24 protein-coding genes are annotated in these 20,985 nt (G+C 40.2%); 23 read left to right on the top strand and 1 reads right to left on the bottom strand.

Annotation, left to right across the window (positions count from 1 at the left end; genetic code table 11):
* From QM917_RS09385 to QM917_RS09310, 16 genes are all read left to right on the top strand, one after another.
* Positions 1-377 (top strand): LPXTG cell wall anchor domain-containing protein (locus QM917_RS09385; protein ID WP_414285538.1); only part of this gene is annotated, 377 nt, incomplete at its 5' end.
* A gap of 175 nt (positions 378-552) precedes the next feature.
* The gene (hemW, locus tag QM917_RS09380) at positions 553-1,683 is read left to right on the top strand and encodes a radical SAM family heme chaperone HemW (RefSeq protein ID WP_414285537.1); all 1,131 of its coding nucleotides are present in this window, start codon (positions 553-555) and stop codon (positions 1,681-1,683) included.
* Positions 1,684-1,687: 4 nt separating this feature from the next.
* Positions 1,688-2,425 (top strand): acyl-ACP thioesterase domain-containing protein, encoded by a 738-nt coding sequence (locus QM917_RS09375; RefSeq protein WP_414285536.1) that lies wholly within the window; start codon positions 1,688-1,690, stop codon positions 2,423-2,425.
* Between the two features lie 10 nt (positions 2,426-2,435).
* On the top strand, positions 2,436-3,209 hold the full coding sequence (locus QM917_RS09370; protein WP_414285535.1) for a TIGR01457 family HAD-type hydrolase: 774 nt from the start codon (positions 2,436-2,438) through the stop codon (positions 3,207-3,209).
* Entirely contained in the window at positions 3,199-3,822 is a 624-nt protein-coding gene (locus QM917_RS09365; protein ID WP_414285534.1) for a TIGR01906 family membrane protein, read from the top strand. Before QM917_RS09370 ends, QM917_RS09365 begins: the two co-directional genes overlap by 11 nt.
* Positions 3,823-4,032: 210 nt before the next feature.
* The gene (locus QM917_RS09360; protein ID WP_045763368.1) at positions 4,033-4,434 is read left to right on the top strand and encodes a Spx/MgsR family RNA polymerase-binding regulatory protein; all 402 of its coding nucleotides are present in this window, start codon (positions 4,033-4,035) and stop codon (positions 4,432-4,434) included.
* Positions 4,435-4,713 carry a UPF0223 family protein gene (locus tag QM917_RS09355; protein ID WP_045763367.1) on the top strand — a complete coding sequence of 93 codons (279 nt, stop codon included), beginning with the start codon at positions 4,435-4,437 and terminating at the stop codon, positions 4,711-4,713.
* Positions 4,703-5,470: an inositol monophosphatase family protein gene (locus QM917_RS09350; protein ID WP_414285533.1), complete on the top strand. Its 768-nt coding sequence runs from the start codon at positions 4,703-4,705 to the stop codon at positions 5,468-5,470. Before QM917_RS09355 ends, QM917_RS09350 begins: the two co-directional genes overlap by 11 nt.
* Positions 5,471-5,476: 6 nt before the next feature.
* Entirely contained in the window at positions 5,477-6,790 is a 1,314-nt protein-coding gene (locus tag QM917_RS09345) for an RsmF rRNA methyltransferase first C-terminal domain-containing protein (RefSeq protein WP_414285532.1), read from the top strand.
* 110 nt (positions 6,791-6,900) lie between these two features.
* Positions 6,901-7,779, top strand: a complete 879-nt coding sequence (locus QM917_RS09340) for a phosphate ABC transporter substrate-binding protein PstS (protein WP_371607632.1) — start codon at positions 6,901-6,903, stop codon at positions 7,777-7,779.
* Positions 7,779-8,696 (top strand): phosphate ABC transporter permease subunit PstC, encoded by a 918-nt coding sequence (gene pstC / locus QM917_RS09335; protein ID WP_045763363.1) that lies wholly within the window; start codon positions 7,779-7,781, stop codon positions 8,694-8,696. The genes QM917_RS09340 and pstC overlap by 1 nt, the downstream gene beginning before the upstream one ends.
* Positions 8,686-9,570, top strand: coding sequence for a phosphate ABC transporter permease PstA (gene pstA / locus QM917_RS09330; RefSeq protein ID WP_281335022.1), 885 nt, complete (start codon positions 8,686-8,688; stop codon positions 9,568-9,570). The genes pstC and pstA overlap by 11 nt, the downstream gene beginning before the upstream one ends.
* Before the next feature lie 10 nt (positions 9,571-9,580).
* Positions 9,581-10,384 (top strand): phosphate ABC transporter ATP-binding protein PstB, encoded by an 804-nt coding sequence (gene pstB, locus QM917_RS09325; RefSeq protein WP_045763361.1) that lies wholly within the window; start codon positions 9,581-9,583, stop codon positions 10,382-10,384.
* Positions 10,385-10,396: 12 nt separating this feature from the next.
* The gene (gene pstB, locus QM917_RS09320; protein WP_045763360.1) at positions 10,397-11,155 is read left to right on the top strand and encodes a phosphate ABC transporter ATP-binding protein PstB; all 759 of its coding nucleotides are present in this window, start codon (positions 10,397-10,399) and stop codon (positions 11,153-11,155) included.
* 11 nt (positions 11,156-11,166) lie between these two features.
* Entirely contained in the window at positions 11,167-11,820 is a 654-nt protein-coding gene (phoU, locus tag QM917_RS09315) for a phosphate signaling complex protein PhoU (protein WP_301560017.1), read from the top strand.
* Between the two features lie 138 nt (positions 11,821-11,958).
* Positions 11,959-12,774: an ABC transporter substrate-binding protein gene (locus tag QM917_RS09310; protein WP_075228282.1), complete on the top strand. Its 816-nt coding sequence runs from the start codon at positions 11,959-11,961 to the stop codon at positions 12,772-12,774.
* Positions 12,775-12,793: 19 nt separating this feature from the next.
* On the opposite strand, the gene QM917_RS09305 is transcribed toward QM917_RS09310, so the two are convergent.
* Entirely contained in the window at positions 12,794-14,068 is a 1,275-nt protein-coding gene (locus tag QM917_RS09305; RefSeq protein ID WP_414285531.1) for a PLP-dependent aminotransferase family protein, read from the bottom strand.
* Between the two features lie 383 nt (positions 14,069-14,451).
* Between QM917_RS09305 and budA the strand changes: the two genes are divergently transcribed.
* The 7 genes from budA to QM917_RS09270 all read left to right on the top strand — a co-directional run bounded on the left by budA (position 14,452) and on the right by QM917_RS09270 (position 20,900).
* The gene (gene budA, locus QM917_RS09300) at positions 14,452-15,171 is read left to right on the top strand and encodes an acetolactate decarboxylase (protein WP_414285539.1); all 720 of its coding nucleotides are present in this window, start codon (positions 14,452-14,454) and stop codon (positions 15,169-15,171) included.
* 12 nt (positions 15,172-15,183) lie between these two features.
* Positions 15,184-15,936, top strand: a complete 753-nt coding sequence (locus QM917_RS09295; RefSeq protein WP_414285530.1) for a YhfC family intramembrane metalloprotease — start codon at positions 15,184-15,186, stop codon at positions 15,934-15,936.
* A gap of 114 nt (positions 15,937-16,050) precedes the next feature.
* Positions 16,051-16,956: a UDP-N-acetylmuramate dehydrogenase gene (gene murB / locus QM917_RS09290; protein WP_414285529.1), complete on the top strand. Its 906-nt coding sequence runs from the start codon at positions 16,051-16,053 to the stop codon at positions 16,954-16,956.
* Between the two features lie 162 nt (positions 16,957-17,118).
* On the top strand, positions 17,119-18,276 hold the full coding sequence (locus tag QM917_RS09285; RefSeq protein ID WP_248034087.1) for an ABC transporter ATP-binding protein: 1,158 nt from the start codon (positions 17,119-17,121) through the stop codon (positions 18,274-18,276).
* The gene (locus QM917_RS09280) at positions 18,257-19,063 is read left to right on the top strand and encodes an ABC transporter permease (protein ID WP_000754116.1); all 807 of its coding nucleotides are present in this window, start codon (positions 18,257-18,259) and stop codon (positions 19,061-19,063) included. The genes QM917_RS09285 and QM917_RS09280 overlap by 20 nt, the downstream gene beginning before the upstream one ends.
* Complete coding sequence (locus QM917_RS09275; RefSeq protein WP_045763347.1) at positions 19,060-19,833, top strand: ABC transporter permease; 774 nt, start codon at positions 19,060-19,062, stop codon at positions 19,831-19,833. The genes QM917_RS09280 and QM917_RS09275 overlap by 4 nt, the downstream gene beginning before the upstream one ends.
* The gene (locus QM917_RS09270) at positions 19,830-20,900 is read left to right on the top strand and encodes an ABC transporter substrate-binding protein (protein WP_049503188.1); all 1,071 of its coding nucleotides are present in this window, start codon (positions 19,830-19,832) and stop codon (positions 20,898-20,900) included. The genes QM917_RS09275 and QM917_RS09270 overlap by 4 nt, the downstream gene beginning before the upstream one ends.
* Positions 20,901-20,985 lie beyond the last annotated feature (85 nt).

Below are 20,985 nucleotides of genomic sequence, written 5' to 3'. Positions count from 1 at the left end.
ATGGCTCAACATATCCACCAGGAACTAAGGTAGAAATCCCAGGTAAAGATGGTAACCCAATCACAGTCACAATCGGTGAAGACGGTAAAGGTAAAGTACCAAACAGTGAATTACCAGACGGTAAAGTTCCAGGTACAGGTAAGATTACAGAACCAGGTCAACCAGCAGTTGAAGTTCCAGTAGAAACTCCAGCTAAGGTAACACCAGAAACACCAGTTGCGCCAGTAACACCTGATACTAATGGAGCTAAGTCAAATGATTCTCAAAAAGTATTGCCAAATACTGGTACTGAATCAAATGCGACTCTTGCTTCTCTAGGCCTTCTTGGTATTCTAGGCGGTCTCGGACTTGCTTTGGGAAAGAAAAAAGAAGACTAAAAATTTAGTCAAATAAACATTCATTCTTTTGTGTTATAAAGACAAACTAGATTGGTTCTGGGAATCATGTTAGTCGTAAAATAAAAAGAATGTTTAGATAAAGAAAGCGAACAATGCTAGGATTTTGTTAAACGGAATTCTAAGTATTGTTCGCTTTTGTGGTATAATAAATACTATGCAGAAGAAACCGACATCAGCCTACGTGCACATACCATTTTGCACACAGATTTGTTATTATTGTGACTTTTCCAAGGTCTTTATCAAAAATCAGCCAGTAGACAGCTATCTAGAGCATCTACTGCAAGAATTTCATTCTTATGATATTCAAAAATTGCGTACACTCTATATTGGTGGTGGGACACCGACAGCCCTGTCGGCTTCTCAATTGGAAGTTTTGTTAGAAGGATTGACTAAAAACTTAGATTTATCAGTCTTAGAAGAATTGACCATTGAGGCCAATCCTGGTGATTTGGATGCTGATAAGATTGCTGTTCTGCAAAATTCTGCAGTTAATCGTGTTTCACTAGGTGTTCAGACCTTTGATGATAAAATGCTGAAAAAGATAGGGCGTAGTCATACGGAAAAGGATATTTATGAAAATATCGATCGTCTCAAACTGGCTGGTTTTGACAATATTTCCATTGACTTGATCTACGCACTTCCTGGGCAGACCATGGATCAGGTAAAGGACAATGTCGCTAAGGCAATTGCCCTTGATATTCCTCATATGAGTCTCTATAGCTTGATTTTGGAAAATCATACGGTCTTTATGAATCGCATGAGACGAGGAAAATTACCACTTCCTAAGGAAGAATTAGAAGCTGAGATGTTTGAGTATATCATTGCAGAGCTAGAAAGAGCTGGATTTGAGCACTATGAGATTTCTAACTTTTCTAAGCCAGGATTTGAAAGTCGTCACAATCTTATGTACTGGGATAATGCCGAGTATTATGGAATCGGTGCTGGTGCGTCGGGCTATGTAAACGGTGTTCGCTATAAAAATCATGGTCCTATCCTCCATTATTTAAAGGCAGTAGAAGATGGGAATGCTCGTATCACAGAAGAGCACCTGAGTCAAAAAGAGCAAATGGAAGAAGAGATGTTTCTCGGCCTTCGCAAGAAGTCAGGAGTTTCCATGGCGCGATTTGAAGAAAAATTCGAACGGTCTTTTCAGGAACTTTATGGAGATGTTGTTAGAGAATTGATTCAACAAGGTCTTATGCAGGTTGAGGGTGATCGTGTTCGTATGACCAAGAGAGGGCTCTTCTTAGGTGATACAGTAGCAGAACGATTTATATTGGAGTAAAATTATGGGCTTAACTTATCAAATGAAGATGAAAATTCCTTTTGATATGGCTGACATGAATGGCCATATCAAGCTACCAGACCTTATCTTATTGTCCCTCCAGGTATCAGGAATGCAGTCAATTGAACTGGGAGTGAGTGACAAGGATGTTTTAGAACAGTATAATCTGGTCTGGATTATCACAGATTATGATATTGACGTGGTTCGTTTGCCTCGTTTTGCTGAGGAAATCACCATTGAAACAGAAGCTTTGACCTATAATCGTCTCTTTTGCTACCGCCGATTTACTATTTATGATGAAGATGGTCAAGAAATCATTCATATGGTAGCTACCTTTGTCCTTATGGATCGTGAGAGTCGAAAGGTTCATCCTGTAGTAGCAGAAATTATTGCCCCTTATCAATCTGAGTTTTCTAAGAAATGGGTCCGTGGGCCAAAATATAGAGAGCTGGAAGAAGCGATAAGCAAGGATTATCACGTTCGTTTCTATGACTTAGATATGAATGGTCACGTCAATAACAGCAAATACCTAGATTGGATTTTTGAGGTCATGGGAGCCGATTTCCTGACTAACCATATCCCTAAAAAAATTAACCTTAAATATGTTAAGGAAGTTCGACCAGGCGGAATGATTACTTCTAGTTATGAATTGAATGGACTAGAAAGCCATCACCAGATTACAAGTGATGGTGACACCAATGCTAAGGCAAGGATAACTTGGCAAGAAATTAAAAAAGATTAGAAAGAAAGATATGACTTATAAAGGATATTTAATTGATTTAGACGGAACGATCTATAAGGGGAAAGATAGAATTCCAGCAGGTGAAGCTTTTGTTCATGAGTTACAAAAAAGAGAGCTTCCTTATCTTTTTGTAACAAACAACACCACTCGTACACCTGAAAGTGTTCAAGAGATGTTAGCCAATCAGTTTAACATTGACACACCTGTATCGACGATCTATACTGCAACCTTAGCGACCATTGATTACATGAATGACCTAGGACTTAAAAAGACAGTCTATGTCATCGGAGAAGCAGGCCTAAAGGAGGCCATCCAAGCAGCAGGGTATGTCGAAGATAAAGAAAATCCAGCCTATGTGGTTGTAGGTTTGGACTGGCAAGTTGACTATGAAAAATTTGCTACGGCGACCCTAGCTATCCATAAAGGTGCTCACTTTATCGGCACCAATCCAGATTTAAATATTCCAACAGAACGTGGACTTTTGCCTGGTGCTGGTTCACTGATTACTCTTCTTGAAGCAGCAACTCGTGTAAAACCAGTTTATATTGGAAAACCTAATGCGATTATTATGGACAAGGCTGTTGAACACCTAGGCCTTGAACGCCAAGAAATTGTCATGGTGGGAGATAATTATCTTACTGATATTCGAGCTGGTATTGACAATGGCATTCCTAGTCTTTTGGTAACGACAGGATTTACAAAACCAGAAGAAGTAGCAGACTTGCCAATTGCACCAACTCATGTCCTTTCAAGTCTAGCGGAGTGGGATTTCGATGAAAACTAAGTTTACTTTTGTAGGAAGTATTCTCTTTCTTCTCTCGCTTGCAATTTTATTGACCATTTACCTGGCTTGGTTGGTCTATCCTCAGGAAATTTCTTGGTTAAACTTGACAAATCGTGTTCATCTGCAACCTCAGACCATCCAGCATAATTTTAATGTTTTGATGGATTATTTGACCAATCCATTGAGTCAAGTATTAGCAATGCCAGATTTTCCTTCGTCTGCATCTGGAATCCATCATTTTGCGGTTGTGAAGTGTTTGTTCCATCTGGCTCAAGGAGTAGCGATAGTTACCCTACCGATTTTCTATCTTTTTTGGAAGCAAGTCATTCAGAAAGGATTTCTATCTCTCTATCGTAGAGGTCTCTTAATCATGCTCTCGCTACCTTTGGTTCTTGGTTTGGTCGGAGTTTTCATTGGATTTGAGCAGTTCTTTACTTTGTTTCATCAGATACTTTTTGTAGGTGATGATACCTGGCTATTTGATCCAGCAAAGGATTCTGTCATTCTTATCCTACCAGAGGACTTTTTCCTCCATGCCTTTCTTCTATTTTTCTGCTTGTATGAATTGATTTTTGGATTTCTGTACCTACAGAGTAGAAAAACAAATAGATAAGTGAAGAAAAGTATTGCTGATTCCAAATAAAATCTAGGAAAAAACTATCGTTTGTAACATGAATATTTCTACTTTTAAGCAAAACATTCACATTTGATTCTAAAAAACCTATTTTTCTTGAAAAAGTAGGTTTTTTTACGGAAATAACTAGTCAAGCGCTTTATTTTTTTGTATAATAGGAATAGAAAAGTATGTAAAGAAGAGGAAAGCATGATTACACTATTTTTATCACCGAGTTGTACATCATGTCGTAAAGCAAAGGCCTGGCTCGAGAATCATAAAGTGCCCTTCCAAGAGCATAATATTATGACCAGCCCTTTAACGAGAAAAGAACTGCAACACATTCTTTCCTTGACCGAAAATGGTACTGATGACATCATCTCGACTCGTTCAAAGATTTTTCAAAAATTGAATATTGATGTAGAGAGTATCTCAGTATCGGAGTTGCTTCATTTAATTGAGCAGTATCCGAGTCTTTTGCGTCGTCCGATTATTATTGACGCAAAGCGGATGCAAATCGGTTTTAATGAAGATGAGATTCGTGCTTTTCTCCCTCGTAGTTACCGTAAACAAGAACTGAAAGAAGCTACATTGAGAGCTGGTATTAATTAGATGAATAAACAGTATAGTTACCCACTAGATTTGTCGTGGAGCACTGAAGAACTTGCTTCAGTGCTTTCTTTTTTTAATGATGTTGAAGCTGCCTATGAGACTAAGGTAGAGGCAAAAAAACTACTAGATTCCTATAAGGGATTCAAAGCGGTTGTTCCAAGCAAGAGTGAAGAAAAACGCTTGGGCCGTGAATTTGAAACTGCGAGTGGTTACTCCTTCTATCGAGCTGTCCAATTGGCCAAAGAACAAGGGGAAGGGAAGATTTCGCTTGGAAAATAAATTTATGTTTGCCAAAGAGATTGTCAAGGAAGCAGGAGACTATATTCTAGCTCATATGCAGGAAGAATTGCATATTGAGAGAAAATCATCCCCTACAGACTTGGTGACTCGTTTGGACAAGGAAGTTCAGAATTTTTTGATTGATAAGATTCGTTCGCATTTTCCGGATGACCAATTTTGTGCAGAAGAGGGATGTCTACGTGCTTCAGTTGGACATGGATTTGTTTGGGTCATTGATCCCATTGATGGTACCAACAACTTTGTCGCACAAGGTGATGATTTTGCCATTATGGTAGCATATTTTGAAAATGGTGTGGGCCAGTTTGGGATCATTTATGATGTCATGAAAGGTCATTGTTATCATGGAGGAGGTACTTTTCAGGCCTGTCTCAATGAAGAACCCTTGCCTAATTTTAAAGATAAGCCCTTGCGAGATTTTCTAATTGCGAGTAATGCTGGCATGTTGGAAACAAATGCCTGGGGTGTCGCAGAATTGGCTAATGCTTCACTTGGCGTACGAATATATGGAAGTGCGGCTATTAGTTTTGCAAAAATATTATCTGGTCAGCTATTGACCTATATCACCTATCTCCAACCTTGGGACTATGCTGCAGCTGGTATCATTGGAAAAAGTTTAGGTTATCAGATTGTAACCTTAACTGGAGAGCCGGTGGATTTTCAGACACGACAACCAATTATGATGGTTCCAACAGACAAGTTGGCAGAAATTCAATCCTATATCTACGAAAGGAAATAAACTTACATGCAATTTCCAGAAGGATTTGTAAAAAAATATGAAGAAATATTGGGAGATGAGGCAAGAGCTTTTCTTGCCTCTTTTGATGATGAGGCAGTTTCCGCCTTTCGCATCAATCCCTTAAAAGAAAGCCAAGTTTCTTTTTCAGATGCTATTCCACATACACCTTGGGGCTATTATGGCAAGGTTTCAGGGAAATCACCTGAGCATGTAACAGGCTTGGTCTATTCACAAGAGCCTGCTGCACAAATGGTTGCACAAGTAGCTCAACCAAAACCAGGCATGAAGGTCTTGGATTTGGCAGCGGCTCCCGGTGGGAAATCAACTCAACTGGCAGCTTATCTTGCAGGCGAAGGACTACTTGTTTCCAATGAAATTTCTAGCAAGCGAGCTAAGATTTTGGTTGAAAATATGGAGCGTTTTGGTGCATCAAATGTTGTTGTAACCAATGAATCTGCAGATCGTTTGGCTAAAGTGTTTAAGGGATATTTTGACCTAATTGTTCTAGATGCTCCATGTTCAGGAGAAGGAATGTTCCGAAAACAGCCAGATGCCATGGATTATTGGAGTGTAGAATATCCAAGCCAATGTGCTGACTTGCAGCGTGTAATTCTAGAGGATGCGGTCACCATGTTAGCTGATGGTGGTCGTTTGGTCTATTCGACTTGTACATGGGCTCCAGAAGAAAACGAAGAAATTATTAAATGGTTGCTGGATAGTTATGATTTTGAATTGATTCCAGTTACACATATCAATGGAATGGCTCCTGGGATTGATTTTCCTGAGACAGCTCGGATGTACCCACATCGTTTTAAGGGAGAAGGTCAATTTGTTGCCCATCTTCAGTTTAAGGGACAAAACAAGTCAGGGAAGTTCAAGTCTTTTAAGACTAATCTCAGTCGCGAACAGTTGAGTTTATGGCAAGATTTTGAAAAAAAACACCTGAAGATAAATTTGCCAGGAATTTTACAGACTTTTGGAGAACAACTATATCTCTTACCTGAAGTTCTACCAGATTTGGGTAAACTTAGGATTGCACGAAACGGACTTCATCTTGGAACCTTTAAGAAAAAACGTTTTGAACCAAGTTTTGCTCTTGGTTTAGCCTTAAAACCAAGCCAAGTCAATCAAAGAATTGAAATTCATGAAGCGGACTTTGTCAAATACGTGGCCGGTGAAACAGTTCAGCTGTCTGAAACTTTGTCAAATGGCTGGTATCAAGTTTTGGTTGGTGGAAATGGTCTAGGTTTTGCAAAAGTGACCGGAAATACCTTGAAGAATTATTTCCCTAAGGGCTTGAGGTTTAAGGTAAAAAACTAGTCAAAATCAGTATTCTATGTTATAGTGGAAGTATGGATTTTTTGCATAAAACAATAGAAAAATAGGGCGAAATTCCAAGCTATTCATCATTATTTTCAAGGAGACAAATAGTGAAAAAAATTAAAAAACTCACCCTCTTTCTTGCAACCTTTTTACTTGCTGGTTCACTAGCAGGATGTGCAAGTTGGATTGATCGTGGGGAGTCAATGACGGCTGTTGGCTCAACTGCCCTCCAACCTTTAGTCGAGGCGGCGGCAGATGAATTCGCATCAGCTCATATCGGTAAAACGGTCAATGTTCAAGGTGGAGGTTCTGGTACAGGACTATCGCAGGTTCAATCAGGAGCAGTAGATGTCGGAAACTCGGATGTATTTGCTGAGGAAAAAGACGGTATTGATGCTTCAGCCTTGGTCGATCATAAGGTAGCTGTTGCAGGTTTGGCTGTTATTATCAATAAAGAAGTAGATGTTGATAATCTAACGACAGATCAACTCCGACAAATCTTCACAGGAGAAATTACTAACTGGAAAGAAGTCGGCGGGAAAGATTTAGCCATCTCTATAATCAACCGTGCGGCTAGTTCAGGTTCTCGTGCAACCTTTGATAGTGTGATCATGAATGGTCAATCAGCAATGCAAAGTCAGGAACAGGATTCAAACGGGATGGTCAAATCAATCGTTTCTCAAACCCCTGGAGCTATTTCCTATCTAGCGTTTGCCTATGTCGATGATTCTGTTGGGACAATCAAACTCAATGGTTATGAACCAATTTCAGAGAATGTAACCACGAATAATTGGCCTTTGTGGTCTTATGAACATATGTATACACTTGGTGAGCCAAATGAATTGGTTGCCGAATTCTTAAACTTTGTTCTTTCAGACGAAGCTCAGAACGGAATCGTTAAAGGAATGGGCTATATTTCTGTTAAGGAAATGAAGGTTGAAAAAGATGCTACAGGGACTGTAACAGCGCTAGAAGGGAGTCAATAATGAACCAAGAAGAATTATCTAAAAAATTGCTCTCTCCGTCAAAGAACTCTCGTCTTGAGAAATTAGGGAAAAGTCTGACTTTTGCCTGCCTCTCTTTGATTGTTATCATTGTGGCTATGATTTTAATCTTTGTAGCCCAAAAAGGGTTATCTACCTTCTTTGTGAATGGTGTGAATATCTTTGATTTTCTCTTTGGTGCAACTTGGAACCCTTCAGGTAAGCAGTTTGGTGCTCTTCCAATGATTTTAGGTTCCTTTATCGTTACCATCCTATCTGCTCTCATCGCAACACCATTTGCAATTGGTGCTGCAGTCTTTATGACAGAAGTATCGCCAAAAGGAGCTAAGATTTTGCAACCAGCTATCGAACTTCTAGTTGGGATTCCTTCGGTAGTATACGGATTTATCGGTTTGCAGGTCGTTGTACCATTTGTACGTAGTGTCTTTGGTGGAACAGGTTTTGGTATTTTATCGGGGATTTTCGTTCTCTTTGTTATGATCTTGCCGACTGTAACCTTTATGACAACTGATAGCTTACGTGCAGTTCCTCGTCACTACCGTGAAGCTAGTTTAGCTATGGGAGCAACTCGTTGGCAAACAATCTGGCGTGTTACTTTGAAGGCTGCTCGTTCAGGTATTTTTACTGCTGTAGTCTTTGGTATGGCGCGTGCTTTCGGTGAAGCCCTTGCGATTCAGATGGTTGTCGGTAACTCAGCAGTTGTTCCAACTTCATTGACGACACCAGCAGCGACTCTGACATCTGTTTTGACCATGGGAATCGGTAATACCGTTATGGGAACTGTTGATAATAATGTTCTTTGGTCACTGGCCCTAGTATTGCTCTTGATGAGTTTGGCCTTTAACAGTGTGATTAAATTGATTACGAAAGAAAGAGGAAAGAAAAACTATGCACGCTAAGAAATTAGATAAACTTGCAACAGCTGTCCTCTATACCATCGCAGGAATCATTGTGACCATCCTAGCTTCCTTGATTCTCTATATCTTGGTTCGAGGATTGCCACATGTTTCATGGTCATTCTTGACAGGAAAATCATCTTCTTATCAAGCAGGTGGTGGTATCGGGATTCAGCTTTATAATTCCTTTTTCCTTTTGGTCATTACCTTGTTCATCTCTGTTCCCCTATCAATGGGAGCTGGGATTTACTTGGCTGAATATGCCAAAAAAGGTCGTGTTACCAACTTAGTTCGTACCTGTATTGAGATTTTGTCTTCTCTACCATCTGTCGTAGTCGGTCTCTTTGGTTACCTCATCTTTGTAGTTCAGTTTGAATATGGATTTTCAATTATTTCAGGTGCCTTGGCTTTGACTGTCTTTAACCTTCCCCAGATGACGCGTAATGTTGAAGACAGCTTAAAACACGTTCACCATACACAACGTGAAGCTGGTTTAGCACTTGGACTTTCTCGTTGGGAAACAGTTCTTCATGTCGTTATCCCCGAAGCCTTACCTGGTATTGTTACGGGTGTTGTCCTTGCATCAGGTCGTATCTTTGGTGAAGCTGCGGCTCTTATCTATACGGCAGGACAATCAGCTCCAGCTCTTGACTGGTCAAACTGGAATGTTCTCAGTGTAACCAGTCCGATCTCAATCTTCCGTCAAGCAGAAACCTTGGCCGTCCATATTTGGAAAGTCAACAGTGAAGGAACTATTCCTGATGGAACCCTTGTTTCAGCAGGTTCTGCTGCGGTGCTCCTAATCTTTATCTTAATCTTTAACTTTGGAGCTCGCAAACTCGGAAGCTACCTACACAAGAAATTAACCGCTGCCTAAAGGAGAAGCCATGTCAAAATATAACTGGGATGAAAAGCATATCATCACCTTCCCTGAAGAAAAAGTGGCCCTCTCTACGAAGGATTTACATGTTTACTACGGTAAGAATGAATCCATCAAGGGCGTGGATATGCAATTCGAAAAAAATAAAATCACGGCCCTGATTGGTCCGTCTGGATCTGGGAAATCAACCTATCTACGCAGTCTTAATCGTATGAATGATACCATTGATATTGCAAAGGTTACAGGACAGATTCTCTATCGAGGTATTGACGTTAACCGTCCAGAAATTAATGTTTATGAAATGCGTAAACATATCGGAATGGTATTTCAACGTCCAAATCCATTTGCTAAATCAATCTATCGTAATATCACTTTTGCACATGAACGTGCAGGTGTCAAGGACAAGAAAGTTCTAGATGAAATTGTAGAAACATCACTTCGTCAAGCTGCTCTCTGGGATCAGGTAAAAGACGACCTTCACAAGTCGGCCTTGACCCTATCAGGTGGTCAGCAGCAACGTCTTTGTATCGCTCGTGCAATCTCTGTTAAACCGGATATTCTCTTGATGGATGAGCCGGCATCAGCTTTAGATCCGATTGCGACAGCTCAACTTGAAGAAACCATGCTTGAGTTGAAGAAGGATTTTACCATTATCATCGTAACTCACAGTATGCAACAAGCTGCGCGTGCTAGTGACTATACAGGATTTTTCTACTTGGGTGACTTGATTGAGTATGATAAGACTGCTAATATTTTCCAAAATGCTAAGCTACAGTCAACAAATGACTATGTAACTGGACACTTTGGTTAGAGAGGAAATAGTATGACAGAACCGATTTTACAGGTTTCAGACCTGTCTGTTTATTATAACAAAAAGAAGGCTTTGAATAGTGTTTCCTTATCATTCCAACCTAAGGAAATTACCGCCCTTATCGGTCCCTCTGGATCTGGGAAATCAACACTTCTAAAGGCTATTAACCGAATGGGTGACCTTAATCCTGAAGTGACGACAACTGGATCAGTGGTTTATAACGGGCACAATATCTATAGTCCGCGTACCGACACTGTTGAATTACGTAAAGAAATTGGTATGGTCTTCCAACAACCCAATCCTTTTCCTATGTCTATCTACGAAAATGTCGTTTATGGCCTCCGTATAAATGGGGAAAAAGACAAGCAGGTCTTAGATGAAGCAGTGGAGAAGGCTTTACAACGTGCTTCAATCTGGGATGAAGTCAAGGATCGCTTGCATGACTCTGCTATTGGTCTTTCAGGTGGGCAACAACAACGTGTTTGTGTGGCACGTGTATTAGCGACTAGCCCTAAAATCATCCTCTTGGATGAACCCACTTCAGCCTTGGACCCTATTTCTGCTGGTAAGATTGAGGAAACCTTGTATGGTCTAAAAGACAAATACACCATGCTCTTGGTTACGCGTTCTATGCAGCAAGCATCTCGAATCTCCGATAAGACAGGCTTTTTCCTCAATGGAGATTTGATTGAATTTAACGATACCAAGGATATGTTCCTCTATCCTCAACATAAGGAGACAGAGGACTACATTTCAGGTAAATTTGGATAAGGAGTGAGAAGATGTTACGATCTCAATTTGAAGAAGATTTAGAGAAATTGCATAATCAGTTTTATGCTATGGGACAAGAAGTTCTTTCCCAAATCAATCGTACCGTACGTGCTTTTGTAACGCATGACCGTGACATGGCTAAAGAAGTCATTGAGGAAGATGCAGAAGTAAACGAATACGAAGTGAAACTTGAAAAGAAATCATTTGAAATGATCGCCCTACAACAACCAGTTTCACAAGACTTACGAACAGTTTTAACAGTTTTAAAAGCTGTTTCAGACCTAGAACGTATGGGAGACCATGCAGTTTCTATCGCAAAAGCAACGATTCGTATGAAGGGGGAGCAACGTATCCCTGCAGTTGAAGAAGAAATTAAAAAAATGGGTCGTGAAGTAAAAAACTTTGTTGAGGCAGCTTTAGAACTTTATTTGAATGGTTCTGTGGATCAAGCCTATGAAGTTGCAACTATGGATGAAAATATCAACCATTACTTTGATAACATTCGAGACCTAGCTACAGAAGAAATCAAGAAACATCCTGAAGCCATTATCACAGGTCGTGATTATTTCCAAGTTATTTCCTACTTGGAACGCATCGGTGACTATGCAAAAAATATCTGTGAATGGGTTGTTTACTTTGAAACAGGTAAGATTGTTGAATTGTAAGATTGATTAAATATACAGAAAAAAGGAGCTAAATAATGAATAAAAGCTCCTTTTTTGAAAGAAAAATTGAAAATATGCTTGACAAACGAAGTTAATAGAGTTATAATTATACAAAATCAACAGAGAGGTTGTTTATTTATGAATTTTAAAAAATGGATATTTGTCTTATGTAGTTTTCTTGCAAGCTTCTTTTTAGTAGCTTGCCAATCGTCTAGCTCAAGCTCACAATCTGCAGTGGAGGCCATCAAGCAAAAAGGGAAATTGGTGGTCGCAACTAGTCCAGACTATGCTCCCTTTGAGTTTCAAGCCCTTGTAGATGGTAAGAACCAAGTCGTAGGTGCTGATATTGACATGGCGCAAGCAATCGCTGATGAACTTGGAGTGAAATTGGAAGTTTCAAGCATGAGTTTTGATAATGTCTTGACTAGTCTTCAGACAGGTAAGGCTGATTTGGCCATTGCGGGAATCAGTGCAACTGAAGAAAGACAAGAAGTCTTTGATTTCTCAATTCCTTACTATGAAAATAAAATTAGCTTCCTTATCAGAAAGTCAGATCTTGAAAAATACAAGGATTTGGACTCTCTAGCAAGTGCTAATATTGCAGCTCAAAAAGGGACTGTTCCTGAATCTATGGTCAAAGAGCAACTTCCTAAGGCACAGTTGACTTCTTTGACAAACATGGGTGAGGCAGTCAATGAGCTTCAATCAGGTAAGGTTGATGCCGTTCATATGGATGAGCCAGTAGCACTAAGCTATGCTGCTAAGAACTCAGATTTGGCAGTAGCTACTGTAAGCTTGACTATGAAAGAAGGCGAAGCAAATGCTGTAGCTATCAAAAAAGGTAACTCAGATTTGAAGGAAGTGGTTGATAAGGTCATCCAAAAACTGAAAGATGACGGAACTTACCAAACTTATCTTGAAAAAGCTGCTAAGCTAACAGAAGTAGAACAATAAAAAATAACAGAGTTGGATTTCAGTCCAGCTCTGTTTTTAAATAGCTTAATGTTTCTTCAATATTTTCTAAAGGAACTTTTGCAAAGTGATAGGGACAAGACTCTATGTAGGATGATTCGAAAAAGTCGAGTCCTAGAGGACTGTGTTTAAGACTAGCGATGCTAGGATAGTTCCTGAGATCAAGCAAAAGCCCATCATGAAGTGGATAGCTCGGTAGGGAAATGGGATAGGTTTGTAAGAGCTGTTGGATGTGCTCCTGACTTTTTTCTTGCAGTACCAATCGTGCTAGTCTGTTTTTTTCAAAGAGTTGACTATCAATATAGAGTGATAGAGCCTTTTGCATGATAAGGTTGTTATCGTAGTCGAGAATGTTTTTATAGGTCACAAAAGCTTCCTTGATCGCATTAGGAAGAAGAAGGGCAGTAATCCGGAGGGCAGGAAATAGACTTGTAGAAAAGGACTTGATATAGATGACCAAATCATGTTGGTCCAGATAATGAAAGGTTTGTCCCATTTTAGGATCCAAGTCACCCAGGTAGTCATCCTCAACGATATAAATCTGATATTTTGCAGCTAAGTCAAGGATAGCAAGTTTTTCCTCTTCAGAATAAGAATGCCCCAGAGGATAGTGGAAACGGGGAATGGTATAGAAGAACTTAATCTTTCCGCTTTTAAACTGTTCCTCAAGTTCTTTCAGGTCAATGCCGTCCACTCGACGTTCAATGGTTTGAAAGGGAAGATTTTGGGCTAGCAGCAGCTGGTTCATTCGATGATAGGTCGGTTGTTCAACCAGTATTTCCTGAGCTTGACCTGGAAAGTCAATCTGAGAAAGAATAAACAGTGCTTGTTGGGTTCCAGACGTCATGACCAACTGGTCTGCCTTACTATAAATGGCTTGATCAAAGAGCAAAGTCTGAACGGACTGACGTAATTCTTCTAAGCCCTCTTGGTGTTCATAGTAGTTGTAGAGATAATTTTCTCGCCCAATCAAGCTTTCGTTGACACAAAGACGAAAATCATCATAGGCTGCTGCATGCTCATCGTTGACTGAGATAATTAGATCTTCATGACTGGTTTGTTGCTCCAATACATAATAACCACTTTGAGGTTTGGAGTAGATATATTTCTGGTATCGGAGTTCTAAGAGTGCGCGCTGTATGGTGTCTTTGCTACAGTGAAAATCTTGACTGAGTTTTCGGATAGATGGTAGGCGACTTCCAGTGGGAAATCTACCTGATTCTATCTCATTTTTTAGATAGTGAACGACTTGTTCATACTTGCTTTCTTGCTTCATCCCAGACCTCTCATGATTTTGTTACATTGTACCTTTTTTTTAGAAGTTTGGCAATGTTATACTCTTTGAAAATCTCTTCAAACTGCGTCAACGTCGCCTTGCTGTATATATGTTACTGACTACGTCAGTTCTATCCACAACCTCAAAACAGTGTTTTGAGCTGACTACGTCAGTTCCATCTACAACCTCAAAACAGTGCTTTGAGCTGATTACGTCAGTTCCATCTACAACCTCAAAACAGTGCTTTGAGCAACCTGCGGCTAGTTTTCTAGTTTGCTCTTTGATTTTCATTGAGTATTAAAAGGCAGTCTAGCATTCAATTCTAATCAGAAATATGATATACTTATTAAGTGAAAAATTCTGGAAAGAGTGAGATTATTAAGGTGCAAGAACCAGTAAAATTATTTCAATACAATACTTTAGGAGCGCTGATGGCGGGACTCTATGGAGGAAGTCTAACCGTTGGTGAATTGCTCCAACATGGTGATTTAGGTTTAGGGACGCTGGACTCTATCGATGGCGAGCTTATTGTCTTAGATGGTAAAGCTTATCAAGCTAAGGGATCAGGTGAAAAACCAGAGATTGTTGAAGTTTCAGCAGATGCGCTTATTCCCTATGCAGCAGTTGTCCCCCACCAGGCAGAAGTTATATTCCGTCAGCGTTTTGAAATGACTGATCAGGAACTTGAAAAACGTATTGAGTCCTACTATGATGGTGAAAACCTCTTTCGTTCTATCAAGATTCATGGTGATTTCAAGAACATGCATGTGCGCATGATTCCTAAGTCAACCTCTGAAACAAAGTTTGCAGAAGTAGCAACGCATCAGCCAGAGTATAGTCGCGAAAATGTTTCAGGAACCATCGTCGGCTTTTGGACCCCAGAGATTTTCCATGGAGTTAGTGTTGCTGGTTACCATCTACACTTTATTTCAGATGACCTAACTTTTGGTGGCCACGTTATGGACTTTGTCATCAAGGAAGGGATTGTTGAACTAGGAGCTGTTGATCAACTGGATCAACGTTTTCCTGTTCAGGATCGTCAATATCTATTTGCTAAGTTTAATGTTGACGAGATGAAAAAAGATATCGATAAGTCAGAATAAAAGGAGTCAAATATGAAAATTCATGTAATAATAACGATGCTGGCCTTGTTTGCCGTCCTCATTGCAGCAGTTTGGTACGCAAGAAAGAAATACAAGATTAATTTTGCAGTTTTGGGACTTGGTGCAGTTGCCTTTTTTGCCTCATCGCAGGTTTTAGAAAAAATCGTTCATCTGCTGGTTCTTCGACCTCAGAGAGATGGAACCATTGCTCTCATGACAGAGAATCCCCTTCTCTATGTGATTTATGGAATCTGTATGGCTGCCTTATTCGAAGAAACAGCCCGACTAATCTTTTTCAAATGGTTGAACAAAAAAAGAGAGATGGAAGATTCAGATGCCCTCGCCTATGGCCTTGGTCATGGTGGACTAGAAATGATTTATATCGGAATTGCTGGTTTACTCAATCTCTTTATCCTATTTTCAGCAGTTGAATCGCAAAATCCAGCTATCATGCAACTCTTACCTGAGAGTACACTCGCAACCATTCATAATCTAGCAGCTTGGCAAATTTATCTTTTGGGAGTCGAAAGAATTCTTGCCTTGATTCTTCAGCTTGGCTTAACTGTCTGGGTATTCCAAGCTGTTCGCCAAAAAAAATGGATTTATCTAGTAGCAGCTTACGGTCTGCATGCTTTATTTGATCTGGCACCGAGCCTTTCTCAAGTTGGCTGGATCTCAAATCCTCTGGTGGTAGAGGGAATCTTAGCAGTAGAAGTTTTGGCTTTCGTTTTCCTAACAAAATCAATCTTTTACAAGAAACAGTAATATTAAGGAGGCCTAGCCTCTTTTTGTATTGTCACTGGTAAAAGGTGACATAATCATCGAAAAAAATCGCTAAAAATGGTATAATGGAATGAATTTTATAAAAGGATTAGAAAAATGACCGTATTAGATAAATTAAATGAAACCCTAGAAGGAATCGATATTCGATTCGATGAACCGCTAAAAACTTATACCTATACCAAAGTTGGAGGGAAGGCAGATTATTTAGTATTTCCTCGTAATCGCTACGAGATGGCTCGTGTAGTAAAATTTGCCAATCAGGAAAACATTCCTTGGATGGTTCTTGGAAATGCAAGTAACATTATCGTTCGTGAGGGTGGAGTCCGTGGCTTTGTAATCATGTGTGACAAGCTCAATAATGTTTCTGTTGATGGTTACACTATTGAGGCTGAAGCTGGAGCGAACTTGATTGAAACCACTCGTATTGCCCTCCGTCATAGTTTGACTGGTTTTGAGTTTGCTTGTGGAATTCCAGGAAGCGTTGGTGGTGCTGTCTTTATGAATGCTGGGGCTTATGGTGGTGAGATTGCTCATGTTCTACAGTCTTGTCAAATCTTGACTAAGGAAGGTGAAATCGAAACCATATCTGCTAAAGATTTGGCCTTTGGTTATCGTCATTCAGCCATTCAAGCATCTGGAGCAGTTGTCCTATCTGCTAAGTTTGCACTATCGCCAGGAAATTATGAGACTATCAAACAAGAAATGGATCGATTGACCCACCTTCGTGAACTCAAGCAACCTTTAGAGTATCCTTCATGTGGATCAGTCTTTAAACGTCCAGTGGGTCATTTTGCAGGTCAATTGATTGCAGAAGCAGGATTGAAAGGTTATCGTATCGGTGGCGTCGAAGTCTCAGAAAAGCATGCAGGCTTTATGGTTAATATTGCGGATGGAACTGCTAAGGACTATGAGGAATTAATCGAGTCTGTCATTGAAAAGGTTAAAGAACACTCAGGTGTTACTCTCGAGCGAGAAGTTCGTATCTTGGGTGAACATGAGTAAATAGTAGAAATAGCCTAGCTGCTACTAACTAGACATGTAAAGGGGGTGAAAGCCTATCGGTAGCGAAGATATATGCAGGTGGTCTAACTCCCTGCAAGAGGTAGTAGCGGCCTGACAGAGCCCTGATCTGTTAATCTATGAAAAAGAAGGAATTTATGCCAATTGAAAAAACCAATTATCGAATTCAGAAACGTTTCTAAAGTTTTTGAAGATAGCAACACCAAGGTTCTCAAGGATATTAACTTTGAGTTGGAAGAAGGGAAGTTCTACACACTTCTCGGTGCCTCAGGATCTGGTAAATCAACCATCCTCAATATCATTGCAGGTTTGTTGGATGCAACAACTGGTGATATCATGCTAGACGGTGTCCGTATCAATGATATCCCAACCAATAAACGTGATGTTCATACAGTCTTCCAATCATATGCCTTGTTTCCGCATATGAATGTCTTTGAAAATGTTGCCTTTCCATTGCGTTTGCGTAAGGTCGATAAAAAAGAAATCGAACAACGTGTATTAGAAGTTCTAAAGATGGTACAGTTGGAAGGTTTCGAAAAACGTTCTATTCGTAAGCTTTCTGGAGGACAACGCCAGCGTGTAGCTATTGCGCGTGCGATTATCAACCAGCCTCGTGTGGTCTTGTTGGATGAACCTTTGTCAGCCTTGGACTTGAAATTGCGAACAGACATGCAGTACGAACTGCGTGAACTGCAACAGCGATTGGGCATTACCTTTGTCTTTGTTACCCACGATCAAGAAGAAGCCTTGGCCATGAGTGACTGGATTTTCGTTATGAATGATGGAGAAATCGTTCAGTCTGGTACACCAGTTGATATCTACGACGAGCCAATCAACCACTTTGTTGCAACCTTTATCGGTGAATCAAACATCTTGCCAGGAACCATGATTGAGGACTACTTGGTGGAATTCAACGGTAAACGATTTGAAGCGGTCGACGGTGGGATGAAGCCAAATGAACCAGTCGAAGTCGTGATTCGTCCAGAGGACTTGCGCATTACCCTTCCAGAAGAAGGAAAACTTCAAGTTAAGGTTGATACTCAGCTCTTCCGTGGAGTTCACTATGAGATTATCGCCTATGATGAACTTGGCAATGAATGGATGATTCACTCGACTCGCAAAGCTATTGTGGGCGAGGAAATCGGTCTGGACTTTGAACCAGAAGACATCCACATCATGCGTCTTAATGAAACAGAAGAAGAATTCGATGCTCGTATTGAGGAATATGTAGAAATCGAAGAGCAAGAAGCAGGTTTGATTAACGCTATTGAGGAGGAAAGAGATGAAGAAAACAACCTCTAAACTCTTTGTAGTGCCCTACATGCTTTGGATTGCACTCTTTGTTTTGGCGCCTTTGGTCTTGATTTTTGGGCAATCCTTTTTCAACATTGAAGGCCAGTTCAGTTTAGAAAACTATAAATCCTACTTTGCGTCACAAAATTTGACCTATCTCAAAATGAGTTTTAACTCAGTTCTCTATGCTGGGATTGTAACTCTAGTGACACTTCTTATCAGTTATCCAACAGCCCTCTTTTTGACTCGTCTTAAACACCGTCAACTCTGGCTCATGCTGATCATCTTGCCAACATGGATCAACCTTCTCCTCAAGGCCTATGCCTTTATCGGGATTTTTGGGCAAAATGGCTCTATCAACCAATTCCTGGAATTTATCGGAATCGGTTCGCAGCAGTTGCTCTTTACGGATTTCTCATTTATCTTTGTTGCAAGCTACATCGAGCTTCCATTTATGATTTTGCCAATCTTCAATGTCTTGGATGATATGGATAACAATCTCATTAATGCCAGCTATGACCTTGGTGCAACCAAGTGGGAAACTTTCCGTCATGTCATCTTCCCTCTGTCAATGAACGGAGTGCGAAGTGGTGTCCAATCTGTCTTTATCCCGAGTTTAAGTCTCTTCATGCTGACGCGTTTGATTGGTGGGAACCGAGTGATCACCTTGGGGACTGCTATTGAGCAGAACTTCCTTACCAATGACAACTACGGTATGGGTTCAACTATTGGTGTTGTTCTTATCCTAACCATGTTTATCACCATGTGGGTGACTAAGGAAAGGAGAGAACGATGAAAAAATTATCAAATCTTTACCTAGCCTTTGTCTTTATCGTCCTCTATCTGCCAATCTTTTACTTGATTGGTTATGCCTTCAATGCTGGGGATGATATGAATAGCTTTACAGGCTTTAGTTTGTCTCACTTTGAAACCATGTTTGGCGATGGAAGACTCATGCTAATCTTGGTTCAGACCTTTTTACTAGCCTTCCTATCAGCCCTGATTGCGACTGTCATTGGGACTTTTGGTGCCATTTACATCTACCAATCTCGAAAAAAATACCAAGAAGCCTTCCTATCACTTAATAACATTTTGATGGTTGCACCAGATGTCATGATTGGTGCCAGTTTCTTGATTCTCTTTACACAACTCAAGTTTTCACTTGGATTTTTGACAGTTCTTTCTAGTCATGTGGCCTTCTCCATTCCAATCGTAGTGCTTATGGTCTTGCCTCGATTAAAAGAGATGAATGGAGATATGATTCATGCAGCCTATGACCTTGGAGCTAGTCAGTTCCAGATGTTCAAGGAAATTATGCTTCCTTACCTAACGCCGTCTATTATTGCAGGTTACTTCATGGCATTCACCTATTCATTAGATGACTTTGCTGTGACCTTCTTTGTAACGGGAAATGGTTTTTCAACCTTGTCAGTTGAGATATACTCTAGAGCTCGTAAGGGAATTTCTCTAGAAATCAATGCTCTTTCAGCCTTGGTCTTTCTCTTTAGTATTATCCTAGTTGTCGGATATTACTTCATTTCACGTGAGAAGGAGGAGCAAGCATGAAACGACTCTATTCATTTTTAGCAGGAATTCTAGCCATTATCCTTGTCTTGTGGGGAATTTCTTACCATCTTGACAGTAAAATCAATAGTCGCGATAGTCAAAAATTGGTTATCTACAACTGGGGAGACTATATCGCCCCTGAACTTCTGGAGAAATTTACAGAAGAAACAGGAATCCAAGTTCAGTACGAAACCTTTGACTCCAATGAAGCCATGTACACGAAAATCAAGCAGGGTGGAACAACCTATGATATTGCTATCCCGAGTGAGTACATGATTAACAAAATGAAGGACGAAGACCTTCTAGTTCCACTGGATTATAGTAAGATTGAGGGCATTGAGAATATCGGTTCTGAATTTCTCAACCAGTCCTTTGATCCCAACAACCAGTACTCTATCCCATACTTCTGGGGGACCTTGGGAATTGTCTACAATGAAACTATGGTGGAAGAAGCGCCTGAACATTGGGATGACCTTTGGAAGCCAGAGTATAAGAACTCCATTATGCTTTTTGATGGGGCGCGTGAAGTACTTGGTTTAGGTCTTAACTCGCTAGGCTATAGCCTAAACTCTAAAGATCCACAGCAGTTGGAGGAAACGGTAGATAAGCTCTACAAGCTAACTCCAAATATCAAGGCTATTGTGGCGGATGAGATGAAGGGGTACATGATTCAGAATAACGCTGCTATAGGTGTGACCTTCTCTGGTGAAGCCAGTCAGATGCTAGAGAAAAATGAAAATCTTCGCTATGTCGTACCGACAGAGGCAAGTAATCTCTGGTTTGACAATATGGTCATTCCCAAAACAGTCAAAAACCAAGACGCAGCCTATGCCTTTATCAACTTTATGTTGAAACCCGAAAATGCTCTCAAAAATGCAGAATATGTCGGCTATTCAACACCAAACAATGCTGCTAAGGAAATGCTCCCTGAGGAGACCAAAGAGGACAAGTCCTTCTATCCAGATGCAGATACTATGAAACACTTGGAAGTCTATGAGAAGTTTGACCATAAATGGACAGGTATCTATAGTGACCTCTTTCTACAATTTAAAATGTATCGGAAGTAGGAGTTAGCAGTCACGAAACGAACCAGTTTAACTGGTTCGTTTTTTGAATAGTTGTATAGCTGTGTATTTTTACTATCCTATTTGC

This window comes from Streptococcus infantis, assembly GCF_047460685.1.
GTDB classification, from domain to species: Bacteria; Bacillota; Bacilli; order Lactobacillales; family Streptococcaceae; genus Streptococcus; species Streptococcus infantis_AD.
This window is presented reverse-complemented; position numbering and strand designations above follow the sequence as displayed.